This is a genomic window from Corynebacterium sp. HMSC034A01 (assembly GCF_001838175.1).
Classification (GTDB): Bacteria; Actinomycetota; Actinomycetes; order Mycobacteriales; family Mycobacteriaceae; genus Corynebacterium.
Map to the genome: position 1 here is coordinate 82,403 of NZ_KV835973.1, position 19,670 is coordinate 102,072.

The following is a 19,670-nucleotide window of genomic DNA, read 5'->3' on the forward strand; positions in this document are numbered from 1 at the left end:
CCCGCCGGTGACATCCAACAAGGCCAGGCGCAGCCGCCACCGCTCGCCGGCATCCTTCACCACACCGACGCGGCGTTCGATCAGCGCGAGCTCGTCCAACGAGAACCCGCGGGCCTTCTGTACTGCCAGGGACTGCTTGCGGGTGAATTTCGTCGGCCCGTAGTACACCTTCTGCATCGCATCCCACGCGCGTGCCCGATCCGGCGCCATCCCGGCACCCAGGGCAACAGGCAGGTCGAAGTGCCGCAGCGTCTCCATGGATGCTGCGGCCATCGCCTGAATAAACGCGTCGAACGGGTTCATGCCACGAACACTAAAACAAGCGCAACCCCACCCCGCCCGGCTCTGTGGAATTTGCAACATCACCCCTGTGGATAACTGCCAAAACCGCAGGTAAATTCGCGCGAGAGTTGGGGTGGCGGAGCGATCGTCGATAGGCAAGTGCATAATTGTGCGCATGACTCGATTGTTCGGAACTGACGGTGTCCGCGGCCTGGCTAATGAGGCCCTCACCGCATCGCTTGCCCTCAAGCTCGGCGCCGCAGCTGCGACCGTGCTGACCAAGAACCGCGGCTCGGAGAAGCGCCGCCCGACAGCGCTGATCGGCCGGGACCCGCGCGTCTCCGGCGAGATGCTGGCTGCCGCGATGGCAGCCGGTATGGCGTCGAAAGGCGTGGACGTGCTGCGCGTCGGCGTCATCCCCACCCCGGGCCTGGCGTTTCTCACCGACGACTACGGCGCCGACATCGGTGTGATGATCTCCGCGTCCCACAACCCGATGCCGGACAACGGCATCAAGTTCTTCGCCGCCGGCGGCAAGAAGCTGCCGGACGACATCGAGGACGAGATCGAGCGCGCCATGGCCGTGCTGGAGGAAACGGGCCCGACCGGCACCGCCATCGGCCGCGTGATCGAGGAGGCGCCGGACGCGCAGGAGCGCTACCTCGCCCACCTCAAGGAGGCCGTCACCGAGCCGCTGAGCGGCATCAAGGTCGTGGTGGACTGCGCCAACGGCGCCGCCTCCGAGGTCGCCCCGAAGGCCTACGCCGCCGCCGGCGCCGAGGTCACCGCCATCCACAACACCCCGAACGCCTACAACATCAACGACGGCTCCGGCTCCACCCACATGGACCAGATTCAGGCGGCTGTGGTCGAGCACGGCGCGGACCTGGGCCTGGCGCACGACGGCGACGCCGACCGTTGCCTGGCCGTGGACGCGCAGGGCAACGTCGTCGACGGCGACCAGATCATGGCCATCCTCGCCACCGGAATGAAGGAGTCCAACAGCCTGAAGGACAACACGCTTGTGGCCACGGTGATGAGCAACCTGGGCCTGAAGCTGGCCATGGAGCGCGAGGGCATCTCGGTGCGCGCGACGAAGGTGGGCGACCGCTACGTGCTCGAGGAGCTGGGCCGCGGCGACTTCTCGCTCGGCGGCGAGCAGTCCGGCCACATCGTGGTCCCGGCGCACGCCACGACTGGCGACGGCGTCCTGTCCGGCCTCATGCTTATGGAGCGCATGGCGGAGACCGGCAAGACGCTCGCCGAGCTGGCGGAGGTCATGACGGTCCTGCCGCAGACCCTGATCAACGTGCCGGTGTCCAACAAGGCCCTGATCTTGGAGGACCAGTCCGTCAAGGACGCCATCGCCGAGGCGGAGGCTGAGCTGGGCGAAGCCGGCCGCGTGCTGCTGCGCCCGTCGGGCACGGAGGAGCTGTTCCGTGTCATGGTGGAGGCCGCTGAGGAGGAGCAGGCGCGTAAGGTTGCCGGTCGCCTCGCGGCGGTTGTCGCCGCGGTGTAGGTTTATCCGCGGTAAAAGTTTTTTGCCCCGGCAGGGAACCGCCGGGGCTTCGGGGGAGTCTAACTAAAGGTAAGACAGTTCAACTGCGAGCCTTTCGGGGGTGGGCATATGACACATGTTGGGGCGCTCGACATCGATATCGATGCGGTGCGCACGAAGTACACAGAGGCTATCGACGCGTACCGCGACGCCGCGCGCGAGCTCGACGCCGGGCGGCCGGTGGTTGCCGCGTCAGCGTTCGGCGCGGGTTTTGCGCGGGAGGGCCAGCGCATTGTGGATGCGTTGGAGGCGTTGCATGCCACGTCGCAACACTTCCTTGCGGCGCGCGGTGAGAATTGGGGGCAGGTGCTTTTGCTTAGCGACGCCACCGTTGCCGCCGACCAACTCTCTTCCGAGTATTTGGGGTCGATCGCGGGCGGGGTGGATAACGCATGATGGCTGCGGTGAAAGACGACGTCCAGGGGCTTGTGCGCGCGGTTGATGTCGCGCCAGAGGTGGGGCCGTCGCAGCGCGCGGCGGTCCACGGGCTGGCCGGCGAGTTGCTGGAGCAGGTGGCGCAGACCGAGGGGCTCGACCTCAGCGCGTTTCTTGCCGCGGGTCTGCGGTTGTCTACGGGTGGTCAGCGGCCGGACACGCCGGCGCGGACGTGTTCGTGCGATGAGAGCGCCTGGTTCGACGAGGTGGGCATTCGCGAGCGTGAGCTTTGCGACGAGGCACGCGAGACCGAGCATTTCGACCGCGCGAAAGCCGCAGGGGAGTCCATCGGGCAGTGCGGGGAGGCGATCAAAACGATCGTGGACACTGCGGAGTCGGCGGTGCGTGCCCTGCTGGAGCCGGCGCGGCGCATGCTGGACATCGTGCTGAACTGCGGGATTGTGCAGCTGATCCAGCCGGCGGTGGAGATGGTCATCGAGGCGCTGCGCACCGCGCGCGAGACGGCCAGCGACCGCAACGGTGTGATCAAGGAGTGCCTGGGCGAGGTTGCCACGCGCGTTGACACCGCGGCGGCCGAGCAGCCCGCCGCGCCGGTGGAGTTCGGGGAGAAGAGGCCTGCGCCTTGCGACGTCGCCACGCGCCCCGCCGCCAGCACCTCCGAGGCTTCGGCCGGCGCTTCGTCTAGCGCGGGTCTTGGGCTGGATCTGGATCTGAAGCTGGGGTTGACGTTGGACGCGAAACTAGAGGCGGCGCTCGGCGTCGACGAGACGGCGCCCGAGGACTGCCCGACGCAGCCCGCGGCGACGCCGGAATGCGAGCCCGAGCCCGAACCTGAGTGCGAGCCGGAGCCAGAACCGGAGCCTCCGCCTCCGCCCGCGCCAGCACCGGCGGATGACGGGGTTATCGCCCCGCCGCCGGAGCTGTCGCAGGTGGAGGAACCGGCGCCGCCGCCGAAGAAGCTGGAGAATCTGGAAACGCAGCCGGCGCAGGTGGGCGACACCAGCGGCGGCGGCAATGACGCTGACACCGGCGGGGTGGACGCTGATCCGTGGGCAATGAAGAAGTCAGGGGAGTGGTAGCGATGGATTTCGAGCAGTTTGTGGCCCAGTACCAAAAGCGCACCGCGAAGCGCATGGCGGACTTCGAGGCGTTGATGAAAGAAACGCAGCAGAAGATGGAGATGACCGCCAAGCACCACGCGCGGGCCCGGGAGACGATGCCTCGGCAGCCGGTGACGGTGCCGCGGGGGGATTACAGCATGCCGCGGAGTCGTCGTAACGCTTCGCAAAAGCAGCAGATCCAGGCGGTGCTGCGCGCGATTGGCCCGAACGGCGAAAACCCCGTCGTGTAAGCATGACGGGGAAGGGGGCTAGAACAGGGAGAATCCGGCGTTGTCGCGCGCCAGGCCGGCGGCCTTGGACAGCTTCTCGCCGGTCAGAGACTCCGCACCGGAGCCCTCGGCGTCCGGCTCGGAGTAGGAGGCGTAGCTCTTGTCCTCGTCGAGCTGGTGCAGAAGGTAGCCCACGAGCAGGCCGCGGATGGTTTCCTGCAGGCCGCGGTCGGACTTGCCCAGGCCGAGGATGCGCTTGACCAGGTTGTCCTCGGAGAAGGACTGCTGGTCGCCCTTCTTCGGCGCGCGGTAGACCACTTCGCCGGCCCAGTTGTAGGCCAGCTTGGCGGGGTTGCCGGGGTCGAACAGCGAGTCGCCGTCTTCGCCGGGGCCGACGACCATGCCGGGGACGAACAGGTTGCGCGCAGCTTCGACTGCGGACGGTGCCACGTTGGCCGGGTACACCGCCGCCACGGCCTTCGCCTTGGGGTTGTCCACCGCTGCGAGCACGGCTGCGCCGCCGCCCATGCCGTGGCCGACGATGCCGAGCTTGCCGGGGGAGATGGAGATGTTGCCGTTGCCCAGGCGCACGCCGCCGAGGATCTGCATGGCGGTTTCCAGGTCGGCGGCCAGGCCGACGTGGTCGGGTTTGAAGCCGGTTTCGGTGTCCGGCGCGGCCACGGCGATGCCCCAGCTGGCCAGGTGGCGCAGGGTGTCCTCGTAGGCGGCGACGTCCTTGAGCCAGTCGTGGCCGAACGCGACGCCGGGCAGGTTTTTGCCTTCGGCGGGGGTGTAGACCTTGCCGGGCAGGCCGGTGTAGCCCAGGTCGCCTTCCAGGACGCGGTGGGGGCCGCGCTTGGACAGGTCGGAGAGTTTCTTCAGCTTCGCAGACACGCGGGCAATCCTACTGCAAACCTGTCTCCGCTAGGGTGAGTCCGACAAACCCCACACACAGGAGGTCGGATGCTCGGTGCTTTGCAGCTGGCGTTCATTGATTCGGTGAATCTGCTCCTCATCGGCGTCATCGTCGCGGTCGGTATCGCCGCAAGGAAGAACTACGCCAAGACCACCGCGTTGCTGATCGCGGGCGATTGGTGCGGTGTGGCAGGCCTGGCGCTGATCATGCTGGTGATTTTCGACGGGCTGGGGCCGGTGGTGCAGCGTTTCGTCGAAGGCCCGGTGTTCGGCATTTTGCTTGTCGCCACCGGCATCCTCACGGCGATCTTGGCGCTGCGCGGCGGCGACAACCAGGCGCTGGTGCAGAAGATCATGCGCCCGCTGCACACCCCTGGTCCCGCCACGGTGGGAACCGGCGTGGTGCTCGGCCTGATCCAGTCGGCGACCTCGTTCCCGTTCTACGGCGGGCTGGCGCTGTTGTCGGCTGCGGGCATCGACGCGCAGGTGCGCTACGCCGCCATCCCGTTGTATGCCACGGTGGCGCTGTCGCTGCCCACGTTGGCGGCGTTGGCTGTCGGCTGGGTGCGCGCGAAGCCGGAAAGCGCCGCCGCGAAGGGCTTCGACTGGGCGCGCGCCCACCCCGACCAGGTCACGGCCGCCGCGACGTGGTCGGTGGCGGTGCTGCTCATCGTTTTGGGCGTGACCCACGTGGTGTAATAGGCCCGTGCTGAGAACAACGATCGATCTGGACGCTATCGCGCACAACACCCGCCGCCTGAAGGAGCAGACGTCGGCGGAGCTGATGTGCGTGGTCAAGGCGGACGCCTACAACCATGGCATCGAGCGCTGCGTGCCTGTGATGGAGGCGGGCGGCGCGGACGCGTTCGGCGTGGCCACGTTCGCGGAGGCGCGCCGGGTGCGTGAGCTGACGGCCAAGCCGGTGCTGGCGTGGCTGTGGGACCCAGAGGAGGAGTTGCCGGCTGGGGTTGATGTGGGGGTTCCGTCGTTTGCGCATTTGCATTCGCTTATCGACGCACCAACGGCGCCCACCGTCTACCTCAAGGTGGACACGGGGATGCACCGCTCCGGCATCGATGAGGTCCGCTGGCAGGAGGCCTTCGAGCTCGCCCTGGACGCGCAGCGAACAGGCAAGCTTGAGGTGGCGGGGTTGATGACGCATTTGAGCTGCGCCGACGACCCGGCGGACCCGTACACCGATGTGCAGGCAGCCGCGTTTCGCCGCGCGATCGCACAGGCCCGCCAGGTGGGCCTTCAGGTGCCGCGTAACCACGCGGCGAACTCGCCGGCGACGTGGACCCGCCCGGACCTGCACTTCGACATGGTGCGCCCGGGTGTGAGCTTGTACGGCCTGGAGCCGGTCGACGGACTCGACCACGGGCTCAAACCCGCGATGACCTGGTCGGCGCCGGTGATCGCGGTCAAGCCGATGCGCAAAGGCGAGGCCACCAGCTACGCGCGCACCTGGGAGGCGCCGGCGGACGGGTTCACGGCCGTCATCCCGGCGGGTTACGCGGACGGGGTGCAGCGCTTATGGCAGGGCGCGGTGGAGGTCGACATCGCGGGCCGGGCCTATCAACAGGTGGGCCGGGTGTCCATGGACCAGATCGTGGTCTGGCTCGGCGACAACGACGCTGGTGTCGCCGCGGGCGATGAGGCCGTAATCTTCGGCGACGCCACCGCGTTGGCCAAGCGCGCCGGCACCATCAACTACGAGGTGGTCTGCGCCCCGCGTGGTCGCACCACCCGCACGTACATCGGGGAAGGCAAGTAGATGAAGTCGAATTTTCCGGCGCAGGGCGAGCGGCTGTGCGAAGGTACTGCGGATACGCAAAAGCTCGGCGAGGAGCTGGGCGCGGCGCTCGAGGCGGGCGACCTCGTTGTGCTCGACGGCCCGCTCGGCGCGGGCAAGACCACCTTCACGCAGGGCATCGCGAGGGGGATGGGGGTCAAAGGCAGGGTGACAAGCCCGACGTTCGTGATTGCGCGAGAGCACTCGTCGATAGGCAATGGCCCCTCGTTGGTGCATGTCGACGCCTACCGGCTCGGCGACGACCCGCTGGGCGAGCTCGACGCTCTCGACCTGGACAGCGCCCTCGAGGAGGCCGTGGTGGTGGCCGAGTGGGGCGGCGGGCTGGTGGAGCAACTCGCGCAGCGCTACGTGCACGTCACGCTCGATCGGCGCACGCACGCTGAGACGGAAGCCCGCATCATCTCCTGGCGCGTCGAGGACGGGATGTAGGCTTACACGCATGCTCAACCTCACTAGCCAGTCCCGCCGCTGGGTCGTGCTCGCAGCCGTGCTGTGGCTCGTGCTCCTCGCCGGGATCATCTTCATCCCGCAGTCCCGGTCCAACGATCTCGCTCAGGTCGAGCCGACGAACTCGCTGTCGCGCTCGCTGCAGCAGACCCGCCCGGGCGGCGACGCCGTGGCCGCGCAGCTGGTGGACCCGGCGCGCATCTACGACCCGGAGCGCTACCTCGGCTACACCACCCTGTGCCCGGGCGAGCCGCAGGAGCTGGTGGACGCCAAGGTTGAGGCCTTCGGCATCAACGTCGACGACCTGGACCTCGGCGGCGACCTGGGCTACGTGCTGCTCATCCCTGGTGGCGAGGGTGAGGCCCCCATGGCGGACCCGGTGGAGCTGAACAAGGTGGACATCTGTACCGTCCCGCAGTCCGAGTCCTTCCCGCTGAACACGGCGATGCCGTTCCACATGAACCAGGGCCGCTGGACCCTCGGGTTGGGCCAGTAATGCTCGTTCTCGCCCTGGACACCGCCACGACTGACCTGGTCGCAGGCATCGTGGACGGGGAGCGTGTGCTCGCGGAGACGGCGGTTGCCACCCGCGCGCACAACGAGACGCTCATGCCGGAGATCACCCGGCTGCTGGGTGAGGCGGGCGTCGAGTTCGCGGATCTGGGCGCGGTCGTGGTCGGCTGCGGCCCGGGGCCGTTTACGGGCCTGCGCGTGGGCATGTCCACGGCGTCGGCGCTGGGGCAGGCGCTTTCCATTCCGGTGCATGGGGTGTGCACGCACGACGCGGTCGCCGCGTCGCTTGGCGGGGAGGCGCTGGTGGTCACCGACGCGCGCCGCCGCGAGGCGTACTGGGCACGCTACTCCGGCGGCAAGCGGGTGGCGGGCCCGGACGTGTGCAAGCCGGCGGACCTTACCTCGCCCGCGGTGGACGTGGTGAGCGTGCCGCCGTCGCTCGCGGAGCTTTTGCCTGTCGACGCCCAAAGGGTGACCTACCAACCCCCAACACCTGCCGGCCTCGTCGCAGCCGCCGACCTGGGCGCGCAGCCGGAGCCGCTGGTGCCGCTGTATCTGCGCCGTCCCGACGCGGTGCCGCCGAAGCAGGCCCCGAAGTCGCCGGCGCTGCCATGAGCGTGGTCTTCCGCGAGCTGACCGTCGCGGACGCTCCGGCGGCCGCCGCCATCGAGGCGGTGCTCTTCGCCGGCGACAGCCCGTGGTCCGAGGCGGCGTACCGCTCCGAGATCGCCGCGCGCCACACCTTCTACCTGGGCGCATTCGACGGCGAGACGATGGTCGGCTTTGCGGGCCTGGCCATGCTCGGGCCGAAGGACGACCCGGAGTTTGAGGTCCACACCATCGGCGTCGATCCCTCCCGGCAGGGCGAAGGCCTCGGCCGGGCGCTGATGGACCAGATGATGCACACCGTGGACCTTCTGGACGGGCCGTGCTTTTTGGAGGTGCGGGTGGACAACACCCCTGCGATCCGTCTGTACGAGAGCTTCGGGTTTTTCACCGCCGGTGTGCGCAAGAACTATTATCAGGCCTCCGGCATGGACGCGTACACCATGACGCGGCCGAAGAAGAGCGAAAGGCGGCACCAATGATTGTGTTGGGCATCGAGTCCTCGTGCGACGAAACCGGCGTGGGCATTGTCGAGCTGCACGAAGACGGCACGATGGACATCCTCGCCGATGTGGTCGCCTCCTCGATGGAGCAGCACGCCCGCTTCGGCGGGGTCGTGCCCGAGATCGCCTCGCGCGCCCACCTGGAGGCCATGCCCCAGGTGATGGAGAAGGCGCTGGCGGACGCCGGCATTGCCAAGCCGGACGCGGTGGCCGCCACCGTCGGGCCGGGCTTGGCCGGTGCGTTGCTGGTCGGCGCGTCGGCGGCCAAGGCGTACGCCGCGGCGTGGGGCGTGCCGTTTTACGGCGTGAACCACTTGGGCGGGCACGTCGCGGTGGCGAACTTGGACGGTGAGCCGCTGCCGCACGCGGTCGCGCTTTTGGTCTCCGGCGGGCACACGCAGCTGCTCGAGGTGGAGGCCGTGGGCAAGCCGATGCGGGAGTTGGGCACCACGCTTGACGACGCCGCCGGCGAGGCCTACGACAAAGTCGCCCGTCTGCTCGGCTTGGGCTACCCCGGCGGTCCGGTGGTGGACAAGCTGGCTGCCCAGGGCGACCCGGAGGCGGTGAAGTTCCCGCGGGCACTGTCGCGCGCCGAGGACCTGCGCGGCGAGCACCGATACAACTTCTCCTTCTCGGGGTTGAAAACGGCGGTGGCCCGCCACGTTGAGGCCGCCGAGCGCGACGGGCGAGTGATCTCGCTGGAGGACGTCTGCGCGTCGTTCCAGGAGGCGGTGTGCGACGTGCTCACCGCGAAAGCCGTGATGGCCTGCGAGGACACCGGCGCGAACACGCTGCTGCTCGGCGGCGGCGTGGCCGCTAACCGCAGGCTGCGGGAACTGGCGCAGCAGCGCTGTGAGGTGGCTGGTATCGAGCTACGGGTGCCGCGGTTCAACCTGTGCACGGACAACGGGGTGATGATCGCGGCGCTGGCCGCGCAGCTCATTCACGAGGGTGCAGCCCCGTCCGGTTTGGGCGTGGGTACGGACACGTCGCTGGAGGTCGAGGTCCCGCTGGTGTCGTCGTAAAGCGCGAAGCTCTGGTTGCGGATACGCTTGGGGCCTGCACGTCTTGTTCGACGAAAGGATTTCCCGTGTCCGCTGAATCTACCGAGCAGTTCGACCAGAGCCAGGCCGACCGTGAGCGGTTCGGGTTTCTGGTCAACCCGGATCTGACCTACCGCCGCATCGTGTTCGACGAGGACACTGTGCGCGCAACCCTCGGCGGCGTCACCGATGAGGTCGCAGACGTCGCCTTCGACCAGGACGGCAACCGCTTCCACGCGATCTTCCGCCCGGACGCGGCACAGCTGGGCCAGGAGCCGAACCCGGTGGCGTCGCTGGCGCGCAACACTGCGGAGACGGACAACCCGGAGTTCCTCACCGACCCGACCCGCGCGGTGTGCGGCCCCGTGATCTTTACCGCCAGCGACGGCGACAGCGTGAACGAGGACACCATCGCCGAAGTGCTGCAGGCCATCCGCGCGGTGGAGAATTACCGCGCCGACAACGCCGAAGAGTTCGAGCTTTGGCGAAACGCGGTGCTCAACCGCTAAATCACGCCACCGCACGGCCTGTGGTTGTTGGCTGGCACTCTCGGGGGTAGAGTGCCAAAGCAGGTTGTGTGAAGCACAGTTGTTCACCCGCGACGACGGCTGCGCCTCTTCAGACCTGAACTGTTGAATCATTCACCAATGAAAGGTTGCTGATCATGGCAAACGTCAACATCAAGCCGCTGGAGGACAAGGTCCTCGTCCAGATCGCTGAGGCTGAGACCACCACCGCGTCCGGCCTGGTTATTCCGGATTCCGCTGCGGAGAAGCCGCAGGAAGCCGTCGTCATCGCTGTCGGCCCGGGCCGTCTGGACGACAACGGCAACCGCGTTGCCGTTGACGTCAAGGAGGGTGACACCGTCATCTTCTCCAAGTACGGCGGCACCGAGCTGAAGTACGGCGGCGAGGAGTTCCTGCTGCTGTCCGCTCGTGACCTGCTGGCCGTCGTCGAGAAGTAAACGCCATGGCAAAACTCATCGCATTTGATCAGGAGGCCCGCGAGGGCATCCAGCGCGGCGTGGACACCCTCGCCGACGCGGTGAAGGTCACGCTCGGCCCGCGCGGCCGCAACGTCGTGCTGTCCAAGTCCTGGGGTGGGCCGACCGTCACCAACGACGGCGTGACTATCGCCCGCGACATCGACCTCGAGGACCCGTTTGAGAACCTCGGTGCCCAGCTGGTGAAGTCCGTCGCAGTGAAGACGAACGACATCGCCGGAGACGGCACCACCACCGCGACGCTTCTGGCCCAGGCGCTCGTCGCCGAGGGCCTGCGCAACGTCGCCGCTGGCGCGAACCCGATCGAGCTGAACAAGGGCATCAAGGCCGCTTCCGAGAAGGTCGTCGAGGAGCTCAAGGCCCGCGCGACCGAGGTGCAGTCTTCCGCCGAGATCGCGAACGTGGCTACCGTGTCCTCGCGCGACCCGGAGGTCGGCGAGATGGTCGCCGGCGCCATGGACAAGGTGGGCAAGGACGGTGTGCTCACCGTCGAGGAGTCCCAGTCCATCGACTCGTACGTGGACCTGACCGAGGGTATCTCCTTTGACAAGGGCTTCCTCTCGCCGTACTTCATGACGGATCCGGACGCCGGCCAGGCCGTGCTGGAAAATGCCCGCGTGCTGCTGGTGCGCGGCAAGATTTCCTCCCTGCCGGACTTCCTGCCGCTGCTTGAGCAGGCCGCCTCGGAGTCCGTGCCGCTGTTCGTGGTGGCAGAGGACATCGAGGGCGAGGCGCTGCAGGCGCTGGTGGTCAACTCCATCCGCAAGATCCTCAAGGTCGTCGCCGTGAAATCGCCGTACTTCGGCGAGCGCCGCAAGGCGTTTATGGACGACCTCGCGGTGGTCACCGCCGCGACCGTGATCGACCCGGAGGTCGGCGTCAACCTCAAGGACGCCACCCTGGAGCACCTCGGCTCCGCCCGCCGCGTGACGGTGACCAAGGACGACACCGTCATCGTCGACGGCGCCGGCACGGCCGAGGCCGTGGAGGACCGCCGCAACCAGATCCGCCGCGAGATCGAAACCACCGACTCGACCTGGGACAAGGAGAAGGCGGAAGAGCGCCTAGCCAAGTTGTCCGGCGGTGTGGCCGTGCTGCGCGTCGGCGCCGCCACCGAGACCGAGCAAAACGAGCGCAAGCTGCGCGTCGAGGACGCCATCAACGCCGCCCGCGCGGCGGCGGAAGAGGGCATCATCGCCGGCGGCGGCTCCGCGCTGGTGCAGATTGCCAAGCAGCTCGAGGCCTTCGCCGAGGGCTTCGAGGGCGAGCAGAAGACCGGCGTGCTGGCCGTGGCCCGCGCGCTGTCCAAGCCGGCGTTCTGGATCGCCGACAACGCGGGCCTCGACGGCGCCGTTGTAGTGTCCAAGGTCGCCGAAATGCCGAACGGCGAGGGCTTCAACGCCGCGACGCTCGAGTACGGCAACCTCATCGAGCAGGGCATCATCGACCCGGTGAAGGTCACCCACAACGCGGTGGTCAACGCCGCGTCTGTGGCCCGGATGGTGCTCACCACGGAAGCGTCTGTGGTGACCAAGCCCGCTGAGGAAGACGAGCACGAAGGCCACGTGCACTAGTCGCGCATCGGCCGAAGGTTCGTCGATAAGCAAAAACGCCCCGAAACCGGGGCGTTTTTCGTGTGCCGTGCTACTTGGCGGACGCGGCGGCGACCTTCATGCCGCCGGCGGTGCCGCGCAGGATGGCGGAGCGCTCGGATTCGCTCAGGCCGCCCCAGATGCCGTACGGCTCAGCGACGCGCAGCGCGTGCTCGCGGCACTGGGTAAGTACCGGGCACTCGAAGCAGATGGCCTTGGCGCGGTTTTCGCGCTGCGTGCGCGCCCGGCCGCGCTCCCCGTCGGGGTGGTAGAAGATTTCGGAGGCTTCCCCCCGGCACTTGCTGTGTAGCTGCCAATCCCAGAAGTCTGCGTTGGGTCCGGGAAGCTGGTGCGGCAAAGACATAATCGGGAGTGCTCCTTTGTGGAAGTACCTCAAACGTGTAACCGGCAACGAGTGTGGACTGCTCTGGTTAACGTTTGGTGTCGCCCCGGTTACGGACTGCTGTCGCGCAGTGGAACCGCGCGAAAATACCCCTGTCTTACTGCATCAACGCTGCTGGTTACGGGCAGGTGAATTCCTGGCAAAAGGTCGGTAGCGCAAAGGGAATGGCAAGTGCGCTTATTATGTACGGGTTACGCGAAACCGGAGCAGGCTGACAGACGTTGGGAGGAGATGCGCGTGGCTGCAGACGACGTAGATGCAGAACTCGCTGCCTTGGTCCCCGCTGCTGTGCAGGGAGACAGGCGGGCGCTGCAGCGCATCATCTCCATCATCCATCCGCGCGTGCTGCGCTACGCCAGGGCGCGCATCGGGGGAGGGCGGATGCCTACCCCCGAAGATGTGGCCCAGGAGATCTGCTTGGCGGTGGCGACGAGCATCGACCGCTACAACGACACGGGGCGGCCGTTCATGGCGTTCGTGTACGGCATTGCGTTTAACAAGGTCGCAGACGCGCACCGGGCCATGGCGCGCGACAAGCTCAGCCCGGTGGAGGAGGTTCCGGACACCGAAGTGGCGACAATCACCCCCGAGGATGCGGCGATGGTGAATGTGGGGAGTAACGCTGCGAGGGCGTTGCTCGATTCATTAAATGAGAAGGCCCGCGACATCGTTATCCTGCGAGTGTTTGTGGGCTTGTCCGCGGAGGAGACGGCTGAAGTCATGGGCAGCACACCAGGTGCAGTGCGTGTTGCCCAGCACCGTGCGCTGTCCAAACTGCGGAAGCAACTGGACGGAGGGCAAGCGGAGTTATGACACGTCAGGACGATCATTTTGAGGAGTTCGCGCACAGCGATGCGTTCATTGAGGCGCTCATGCTTGGCGACGATCCTTCGGACGGCACCGACCCCCTCGCCGCCGCCCTGTTGGAGTTGAAGGCCGATGTCGACCGCCCGATGCCGCCGGCGCCGCAGCTGGACGCGGACGGTGCCCAGCCGGCTGGGAATGTTGCTTCCTTGGACGACAAGCGCGCCGCGAAGGCGAAGCGCCACGTCAGCCCCTGGCTGTCCGGCTTGATCGGTGCCGCTGCGGCGACCGTGGTGTGCGTCGGCACCGGCGCCGCCCTGTTCGAGGACAGCGCTGCCGACGAGGACACCACTGTAGTTGAGCTGGCGACCACCCTCGACGAGCTTGAGGTGGCCAACGAAAGCGGCGATGCCGCTGCCGCCCGCGACCTGCTGGAGCAGGCGCGCGGCTTGGTGGCCACGATGAAGGAGCGCGAGCAGCGCGCAGCCAGGGAAGGGGCGGCCGCCACGGTGACCGAGACGGTCACGGAGGCGACAACGGTGTCGGCGGAGGAGGTCTCCACTGAGCGGCCGGAGCCGGAGCAGGCCCCGGCAGTGCCGGCACCGCCCGCGCAGCAGCCGACGCACACCCCGCAAGACCCGGCACAGCGCGGACCGGGCACCGGCACCGGCACCGGCTCCGGGCAGCCGACGCAGTCCACCCTGGGCACGCAGCCGACCCAGCTGGCACCGTCGAGCCCGCAGCCGAGCACGACCGCGGGCAGCGCGTCGCCGTCGCAGGGGCAGGGCACAACCGGTGAATCGTCGGCAGACGACTCTGCTGCGGAGCAGAGCCCGTCGCTGCGGGTCAACGACCCGGCGACGATGGTGAATCAGCCCGCCGAAAGCGGTCCGATCGCCCATCCGAGGATGGGTAGCAGCTCCTAGCGGCCCTCGAGGCCGTCCAGGTAGCCCATGGCGTAGTCCCAGGGCACGTACGCCTCAATGTTGGGGTTTGCGCTGGGCTCGTGCACCGGCGGCAGCTGGTTGTTCAGGGAAGCGATCATGTTTTGCTCCATGATCTCCCAGTCGTAGTAGTGGACCTGGTCGCAGTCCTCGCAGAGGAACGACACCCCGAGAATGCCGCGGGGCTTGAGCATGCGCCGCGCGTCGCGCACGTGCGAGAGATCCTGGATCACTGCGACGCGCTCTGCGGGCGACAGCGGCACGGCGTGCTCATCGTCCTCGATGAAGGATGCCGGGTCGTTGGGGTCGTCCGCGAACGGGTCCAGTGGCATCATGTCGTCGTAGTTCACCCGTCTCACCCTATACGGTGTGGCAAACCGGCTCGATCTCCTGCTCACTAAAGCGCTGAACTGGGTGGCACGGTCGGCATTTGCGCCGCGTTATATCATGGCGAAAAACATCTGCGCGGGAGAGGAGACTAAGCGATGGCGAACGAGCGTGTGTGGACTGGTGGGGACGACCCGGAAAAGGTGGCCCTGCGAGGGCTGACCTTCGACGATGTGCTGCTGCTGCCGGCGGAATCCCACATCGTTCCTTCTGAGGTGAGCACCGCCTCCCAGTTCACCAAGAGCATTCGGTTGGGCATGCCGATTGCTTCCGCCGCGATGGACACGGTCACCGAGTCCCGCATGGCGATCGCGATGGCGCGCCAGGGCGGCATCGGCGTGGTGCACCGCAACCTGAGCGCCCAGGACCAGGCGGAGCACGTCGACATCGTGAAGCGCTCCGAGTCCGGCATGGTGTCCAACCCGGTCACCGCTACCCCGGACATGACGCTTGAGGACGTGGACGCGCTCTGCGCCCGCTTCCGCATCTCCGGCCTGCCGGTGGTGGACGAGGGCGGCCGCCTGGTCGGCATCATCACCAACCGCGACATGCGCTTCGAGGCGGACTTCCAGCGCAAGGTCGCCGAGGTCATGACCCCGATGCCGCTCGTGGTGGCACCGGAGGGCGTCGATAAGCAAGAGGCTCTCGCGCTGCTGTCCTCGAACAAGGTGGAGAAGCTGCCGATCGTGGCTAAGGACGGCTCCCTTGCCGGCCTGATCACCGTGAAGGACTTTGTCAAGAGCGAGCAGTACCCGAACGCCTCCAAGGACGCGGACGGCCGCCTGCTCGTCGCCGCGGGTGTGGGCACGGGCGAGGACTCCTTCGACCGCGCGGGCCTGCTGGTGGAGGCTGGCGTGGACGCGCTCGTGGTGGACTCGGCGCACGCGCACAACAACCGTGTGCTCGAGATGGTCTCGCGCGTGAAGAAGGAATTCGGCGACCGCGTCGACGTCGTCGGCGGCAACCTGGCCACCCGCAGCGCGGCGAAGGCCATGATCGACGCTGGCGCCGACGCGATCAAGGTCGGCATCGGCCCGGGCTCCATCTGCACCACCCGCGTGGTGGCGGGCGTGGGTGCGCCGCAGATCACCTCGATCCTCGAGGCCTCGGTTCCGGCCAAGGCCGCGGGCGTGCCGATCATCGCCGACGGCGGCATGCAGTTCTCCGGCGACGTGGCCAAGGCGCTGGCCGCTGGTGCGTCGACAGTCATGCTTGGCTCCATGCTCGCCGGCACCGCAGAGGCCCCGGGCGAGATCGTGGTCGTGGGCGGCAAGCAGTACAAGCGCTACCGCGGCATGGGCTCCATGGGCGCGATGCAGGGTCGCGGCTTGACCGGCGAGAAGCGCTCCTTCTCCAAGGACCGCTACTTCCAGGCCGACGTGACCAGCGAGGACAAGCTGGTGCCGGAGGGCATCGAGGGCCGCGTGCCGTTCCGCGGCGAGCTGGACTCCATCACCCACCAGATCGTCGGCGGCCTGCGCGCCGCGATGGGCTACACGGGTGCGGCCTCCATTGAGGAGCTGCAGACGAAGCAGTTCGTCCAGATCACCGCCGCCGGCCTGCGCGAGTCGCACCCGCACGACATCACGCAGACCGTCGAAGCGCCGAACTACCGCCAGTAAGGGACACACATGCGCGACTACGTGGAAATCGGCCTCGGCCGCGAGGCCCGCAGGGCCTACGACCTGGGCGACCTTTCGATTGTGCCGAAGCGCCGCACCCGTTCTTCAAAGGACGTGGACACGAGCTGGCATATCGACGCCTACACGTTCGACATCCCGCTCGTCTCTCACCCCACCGACGCGCTGGCCAGCCCCGAGTTTGTCATCGAGATGGGCAAGCAGGGCGGCCTCGGCGTGATCGACGCTGAGGGGCTGTGGGGCCGGCACGCCGACTTCGATGCCGCGGTGAAGAAGGTCGTGGACTCGTGCGAGGACGCCTGGGGCATCGACTCGGAAGAGAAGTACCAGGAATACATCGACTCGGGCGAGCGCTCCGTGCGCACGCTGCAGGAGCTGCACGCAGCTGAACTCGACCGCGACCTGCTCACTGAACGCATCGCCCAGGTGCGCGACTCCGGCGTGACCGTGGCCGTGCGCGTGAGCCCGCAGAACGCGCGCGAGCTCGCACCGGTGGTCATCGCCGCGGGTGCGGAGATCCTGTTCATCCAGGGTTCTATTGTCTCCGCCGAGCACGTGCAGCAAGGCGGCGAGCCGCTGAACCTGAAGGAGTTCGTCGGCTCGCTCGACGTGCCGGTGATCGCGGGCGGCGTGTTCGATTACTCGACGGCGACGCACCTGATGCGCTCCGGCGTGGCCGGTGTGATTGTGGGCTCCGGGTCCTCCAGCACTGTGGTGAACGTCCCGGCGGCGACAGCGATCGCAGATGTGGCGGCAGCCCGCCGCGACTACCTGGACGAGACCGGTGGGCGCTACGTGCACGTGCTTGCGGATGTGCCCATGTGGGACGCTGACAGCATCGCCCTCGCTATCGCGTGCGGGGCGGACGCTGTCATGCTCGGCCGGAGTCTGGAACAGGCATCAGAGGCTGCGGCGAACGGGGTGTACTGGGAAGCGCAGGCCGCCCATCCCCGCTTCCCTCGCGGCGACGTGAGCAAGGATCCGATGGCCAGCACCTCCACCGCGTTAGAGACGGTGCTCTTCGGACCGTCGAGTGACCCGTATGGCGGGCTCAACATCGTCGGAGGTCTGAAGAGAATCATGGCCAAGTGTGGTTATACTGATGTGAAAGCTTTTCAGAAAGCCGATCTGGCAATCCGCAGTTAAGAAATTGGACGAGTACGCCTATGTCTAGCCGTGTAACCATTCTTCGCGACGCACCGGAGGGTGCCTCCCACGAAGTCGACGTCAACGACATCTTCTTCTCGGTCACCGACGCGAAGGGTGTGATGACGCATGTCAACGACGTGTTCATCAAGTACGCCCAGTACAACGCGGACGAGATGATCGGCAAGCCGCACAACCTCATCCGCAACGACGAGATGCCGGGCGGCGCCTTCAAGCTCATGTGGGACACCATTGAGGATGGTCGGCCCTTCGCGGCGTATGTGCGCAACCTTGCCAAGAGCGGCTCGGCGTACGACGTGCTCGCCACCGTGACCCCGCTGCCGAACGGCGGCTACCTGTCCGTGCGCACCCGCCCGATGACGGAGCACTTCGAGGCCGCGGGCCAGCTCTACCAAGAAGCGAACCTGGTCGAGCACGAGGCGAAAGCCAACGGCGTGGGCCGCCGCGAGCGCGCTGTCAAGGGCGCGGAGAAGATCGGCGAGCTGCTGCCGGACTACGACGCGTTCATCCGGGCCGCCCTGCCGGCCGAGGTGCAGGCGCTCGAGGACGCCGGATTCACGCTGCCGGAAGGCTCGGGCGAGATTTACGACGCGGCCCGCGCGCTGTACGGCGAGCTGGACCAGTTCATGTCCGTCCAGACCGCCATCCAGGACGCGGCCGATGAGCTGCGCAAGGCTTCCGCCACCCTGGTGGAGGAAAACGCCGTCACCAACAACGTGAAGGCGGAGATGGAAAACGTGGTCACCGAGGGCGCTTCGCGCACCCTGCTGCTCGCGCCGCTGCAGGTGTGGGCGACCATGCGCGGCATCATCGATGAAAACGCCGCCACCCTGGAAGAGGTGGCCGAGGAGCTCTACGCCAAGACCGCAAACGCGCGCATGGCGATTGCCCTGGCGCGTCTGCACACCGCGCAGACCGCGCAGTTCTCCACCGAGTCCGGGGTAGATGAATCCATGCGCCTGCTTGTGGACGCGCTCGAGGTCGACGTGCGCGAGATGGACGACGCGGTTTTCCTGCACTCGTCCTTCCGCCGCCGCGTGGAGCTGAAGGTCAACTCCATTTCCGAGCTGACCAAGATCCCGCTGGAAATGATCCGCCGCTGGTCCCAGAACACCAACGAGTCCACCATGGGCGCTGAAGTGATGCCGCTGGTGGAGCAGGTCAACAAGGCGATGGCCGCCGCTGACAACTCCATTGCCCAGCTGCAGCAGGCTTCCGAGAAGCTGGCGCAGGCGCCGTCCACCGACGAGGTCCGCGCCGCCCTGGAGCGCCTCAGCTCGGCTGTTCAGTAACGCTTTCTCCGCCCGCCGCGCGGGTGGTGCCCTTCCGGCGCCACCTGCGCGGCTTTCCTTCTTCCTCGACCACGCCGGCGCGGCTTGCCCTGCGCGCGGAGCGCCGCCCGCCGACGGTCTGATTCACCGACGCGAAGATCACCAACGCCACCGCGCCGAGCTTCAACGCGCTCGCGTCCTGGTGCAGCACCAGCCACCCGATCAGCACGGCGAAGGCCGGCTCAAATGAAATGAGGATGGAAAAGACGTGGGGCCGGAGACGTCGTAAGGCAATCAGCTCCAGCACCGCCGGGATGAGCGAGGCCATCACAGCGGTGCCCACCGCAATCAGCACAAGGCGCGGGGTGGAGACCACGGTGCCCACACCCTGCCAGCCAAACGGGAGGGTGATCAGGCCGCCGACCGTCAGGGCGACCGCGAGCCCGCCCTGGCCCGGGATGAGCGCGCCGGTGCGCTTGTTGGCCAGGATGTAGAGAGCCCAGAACGCGCCGGCGAGCAGGATCACGGCCACGCCGACCGGGTCGAGGGGCTCGCCGGTGTAGGAATCCAGCCCGAGCAGCAGCATGCCGGTGAGTGCGAGGAGGACGGACACGCCGTCGCGAAGCGAGCGCGACAGCACTGCCGCAAGCAGCAGCGGCCCCAAGAATTCGATGGTCACCGCGGCACCCAGCGGGACGGTGGCGATGCCGGCGTAGTAGAAGCCGTTCATACAGCCCAGCGAGAAGCCCAGTACGACCGCCGCGCCCCACTGCTCCGGAGTCCACCGCCACATCGCGGGCCGCGAGACCGCAAGCAGGATCGCACCCGCGATGACCAAACGCAGCGAGCTAGTCGCCCACGTGCCCGCATGCGGAAACAGCGAGGTAGCCAGCGCCGCGCCGAGCTGCAGGAACACACACGACGCGAGAATGCACGCGATGGCGATGCGGTCCGGCGCGGACTCGACGGGGGAGGGGGCACGCAAAGTCATGCTGGTCATTCTGGGGTTTTCCTCGACTCTGCACAAGCAGTTGGGTCTCGCGCGGGATCGAC

23 protein-coding genes and 1 pseudogene are annotated in these 19,670 nt (G+C 67.5%); 19 read left to right on the forward strand and 5 right to left on the reverse strand.

Going from position 1 to position 19,670, the window contains the following annotated elements; translation table 11 throughout:
- A pseudogene (locus HMPREF2791_RS12080) lies at positions 1–303 on the reverse strand (hypothetical protein); the annotation flags it as partial.
- A 154-nt stretch (positions 304–457) separates the two neighbouring features.
- Between HMPREF2791_RS12080 and glmM the strand changes: the two are divergent.
- From glmM to HMPREF2791_RS08150, 4 genes are all read left to right on the forward strand, one after another.
- The gene (gene glmM / locus HMPREF2791_RS08135) at positions 458–1,801 is read left to right on the forward strand and encodes a phosphoglucosamine mutase (RefSeq protein WP_070845035.1); all 1,344 of its coding nucleotides are present in this window, start codon (positions 458–460) and stop codon (positions 1,799–1,801) included.
- A 108-nt stretch (positions 1,802–1,909) separates the two neighbouring features.
- Complete coding sequence (locus tag HMPREF2791_RS08140; protein WP_070473331.1) at positions 1,910–2,236, forward strand: hypothetical protein; 327 nt, start codon at positions 1,910–1,912, stop codon at positions 2,234–2,236.
- Positions 2,236–3,315 carry a hypothetical protein gene (locus HMPREF2791_RS12180; RefSeq protein ID WP_070473333.1) on the forward strand — a complete coding sequence of 360 codons (1,080 nt, stop codon included), beginning with the start codon at positions 2,236–2,238 and terminating at the stop codon, positions 3,313–3,315. Before HMPREF2791_RS08140 ends, HMPREF2791_RS12180 begins: the two co-directional genes overlap by 1 nt.
- Positions 3,316–3,317: 2 nt before the next feature.
- Complete coding sequence (locus HMPREF2791_RS08150) at positions 3,318–3,587, forward strand: hypothetical protein (RefSeq protein WP_070473335.1); 270 nt, start codon at positions 3,318–3,320, stop codon at positions 3,585–3,587.
- An 18-nt stretch (positions 3,588–3,605) separates the two neighbouring features.
- On the opposite strand, the gene HMPREF2791_RS08155 is transcribed toward HMPREF2791_RS08150, so the two are convergent.
- On the reverse strand, positions 3,606–4,460 hold the full coding sequence (locus HMPREF2791_RS08155; protein ID WP_070473337.1) for a dienelactone hydrolase family protein: 855 nt from the start codon (positions 4,458–4,460) through the stop codon (positions 3,606–3,608).
- Between the two features lie 69 nt (positions 4,461–4,529).
- On the opposite strand from HMPREF2791_RS08155, the gene HMPREF2791_RS08160 reads away from it, so the two are divergent.
- The 10 genes from HMPREF2791_RS08160 to groL all read left to right on the forward strand — a co-directional run bounded on the left by HMPREF2791_RS08160 (position 4,530) and on the right by groL (position 11,983).
- Positions 4,530–5,180 carry a GAP family protein gene (locus HMPREF2791_RS08160; protein ID WP_070844976.1) on the forward strand — a complete coding sequence of 217 codons (651 nt, stop codon included), beginning with the start codon at positions 4,530–4,532 and terminating at the stop codon, positions 5,178–5,180.
- A 7-nt stretch (positions 5,181–5,187) separates the two neighbouring features.
- Complete coding sequence (gene alr, locus HMPREF2791_RS08165) at positions 5,188–6,255, forward strand: alanine racemase (protein WP_070844977.1); 1,068 nt, start codon at positions 5,188–5,190, stop codon at positions 6,253–6,255.
- Entirely contained in the window at positions 6,256–6,723 is a 468-nt protein-coding gene (gene tsaE, locus HMPREF2791_RS08170) for a tRNA (adenosine(37)-N6)-threonylcarbamoyltransferase complex ATPase subunit type 1 TsaE (RefSeq protein WP_070844978.1), read from the forward strand.
- A 10-nt stretch (positions 6,724–6,733) separates the two neighbouring features.
- The gene (locus HMPREF2791_RS08175) at positions 6,734–7,237 is read left to right on the forward strand and encodes a hypothetical protein (protein WP_070844979.1); all 504 of its coding nucleotides are present in this window, start codon (positions 6,734–6,736) and stop codon (positions 7,235–7,237) included.
- On the forward strand, positions 7,237–7,869 hold the full coding sequence (tsaB, locus tag HMPREF2791_RS08180) for a tRNA (adenosine(37)-N6)-threonylcarbamoyltransferase complex dimerization subunit type 1 TsaB (RefSeq protein ID WP_070844980.1): 633 nt from the start codon (positions 7,237–7,239) through the stop codon (positions 7,867–7,869). The genes HMPREF2791_RS08175 and tsaB overlap by 1 nt, the downstream gene beginning before the upstream one ends.
- Positions 7,866–8,342 carry a ribosomal protein S18-alanine N-acetyltransferase gene (gene rimI, locus HMPREF2791_RS08185; protein ID WP_070844981.1) on the forward strand — a complete coding sequence of 159 codons (477 nt, stop codon included), beginning with the start codon at positions 7,866–7,868 and terminating at the stop codon, positions 8,340–8,342. The genes tsaB and rimI overlap by 4 nt, the downstream gene beginning before the upstream one ends.
- Positions 8,339–9,388: a tRNA (adenosine(37)-N6)-threonylcarbamoyltransferase complex transferase subunit TsaD gene (gene tsaD, locus HMPREF2791_RS08190; protein WP_070473351.1), complete on the forward strand. Its 1,050-nt coding sequence runs from the start codon at positions 8,339–8,341 to the stop codon at positions 9,386–9,388. Before rimI ends, tsaD begins: the two co-directional genes overlap by 4 nt.
- A 65-nt stretch (positions 9,389–9,453) precedes the next feature.
- Positions 9,454–9,915 carry a hypothetical protein gene (locus HMPREF2791_RS08195; protein WP_070844982.1) on the forward strand — a complete coding sequence of 154 codons (462 nt, stop codon included), beginning with the start codon at positions 9,454–9,456 and terminating at the stop codon, positions 9,913–9,915.
- Positions 9,916–10,070: 155 nt separating this feature from the next.
- Complete coding sequence (gene groES / locus HMPREF2791_RS08200) at positions 10,071–10,370, forward strand: co-chaperone GroES (protein WP_034997874.1); 300 nt, start codon at positions 10,071–10,073, stop codon at positions 10,368–10,370.
- Between the two features lie 5 nt (positions 10,371–10,375).
- On the forward strand, positions 10,376–11,983 hold the full coding sequence (gene groL, locus HMPREF2791_RS08205; protein ID WP_070844983.1) for a chaperonin GroEL: 1,608 nt from the start codon (positions 10,376–10,378) through the stop codon (positions 11,981–11,983).
- Positions 11,984–12,053: 70 nt separating this feature from the next.
- Here groL and HMPREF2791_RS08210 read toward each other — a convergent pair whose 3' ends face one another.
- Entirely contained in the window at positions 12,054–12,365 is a 312-nt protein-coding gene (locus HMPREF2791_RS08210; protein WP_070844984.1) for a WhiB family transcriptional regulator, read from the reverse strand.
- A 276-nt stretch (positions 12,366–12,641) separates the two neighbouring features.
- On the opposite strand from HMPREF2791_RS08210, the gene HMPREF2791_RS08215 reads away from it, so the two are divergent.
- Together HMPREF2791_RS08215 and HMPREF2791_RS08220 are read left to right on the forward strand one after the other, a co-directional pair.
- Complete coding sequence (locus HMPREF2791_RS08215; RefSeq protein ID WP_246815185.1) at positions 12,642–13,217, forward strand: sigma-70 family RNA polymerase sigma factor; 576 nt, start codon at positions 12,642–12,644, stop codon at positions 13,215–13,217.
- Positions 13,214–14,134 carry a hypothetical protein gene (locus tag HMPREF2791_RS08220; protein ID WP_070844985.1) on the forward strand — a complete coding sequence of 307 codons (921 nt, stop codon included), beginning with the start codon at positions 13,214–13,216 and terminating at the stop codon, positions 14,132–14,134. The genes HMPREF2791_RS08215 and HMPREF2791_RS08220 overlap by 4 nt, the downstream gene beginning before the upstream one ends.
- On the opposite strand, the gene HMPREF2791_RS08225 is transcribed toward HMPREF2791_RS08220, so the two are convergent.
- Positions 14,131–14,511 (reverse strand): DUF5319 domain-containing protein, encoded by a 381-nt coding sequence (locus HMPREF2791_RS08225; RefSeq protein WP_210383708.1) that lies wholly within the window; start codon positions 14,509–14,511, stop codon positions 14,131–14,133. The two genes, HMPREF2791_RS08220 and HMPREF2791_RS08225, sit on opposite strands and share 4 nt — an antisense overlap.
- A 126-nt stretch (positions 14,512–14,637) precedes the next feature.
- On the opposite strand from HMPREF2791_RS08225, the gene guaB reads away from it, so the two are divergent.
- The 3 genes from guaB to HMPREF2791_RS08240 are packed head-to-tail and all read left to right on the forward strand — an operon-like array spanning position 14,638 to position 18,638.
- A complete protein-coding gene (gene guaB / locus HMPREF2791_RS08230; protein ID WP_070844986.1) occupies positions 14,638–16,161 on the forward strand; it encodes an IMP dehydrogenase in 1,524 nt (507 codons plus the stop codon).
- A gap of 9 nt (positions 16,162–16,170) precedes the next feature.
- Positions 16,171–17,325 carry a GuaB3 family IMP dehydrogenase-related protein gene (locus tag HMPREF2791_RS08235; RefSeq protein ID WP_070473372.1) on the forward strand — a complete coding sequence of 385 codons (1,155 nt, stop codon included), beginning with the start codon at positions 16,171–16,173 and terminating at the stop codon, positions 17,323–17,325.
- Between the two features lie 20 nt (positions 17,326–17,345).
- A complete protein-coding gene (locus tag HMPREF2791_RS08240) occupies positions 17,346–18,638 on the forward strand; it encodes a PAS domain-containing protein (RefSeq protein ID WP_070844987.1) in 1,293 nt (430 codons plus the stop codon).
- Here HMPREF2791_RS08240 and HMPREF2791_RS08245 read toward each other — a convergent pair.
- Positions 18,619–19,608 carry an EamA family transporter gene (locus tag HMPREF2791_RS08245; protein WP_070844988.1) on the reverse strand — a complete coding sequence of 330 codons (990 nt, stop codon included), beginning with the start codon at positions 19,606–19,608 and terminating at the stop codon, positions 18,619–18,621. The genes HMPREF2791_RS08240 and HMPREF2791_RS08245 overlap by 20 nt on opposite strands.
- Positions 19,609–19,670 lie beyond the last annotated feature (62 nt).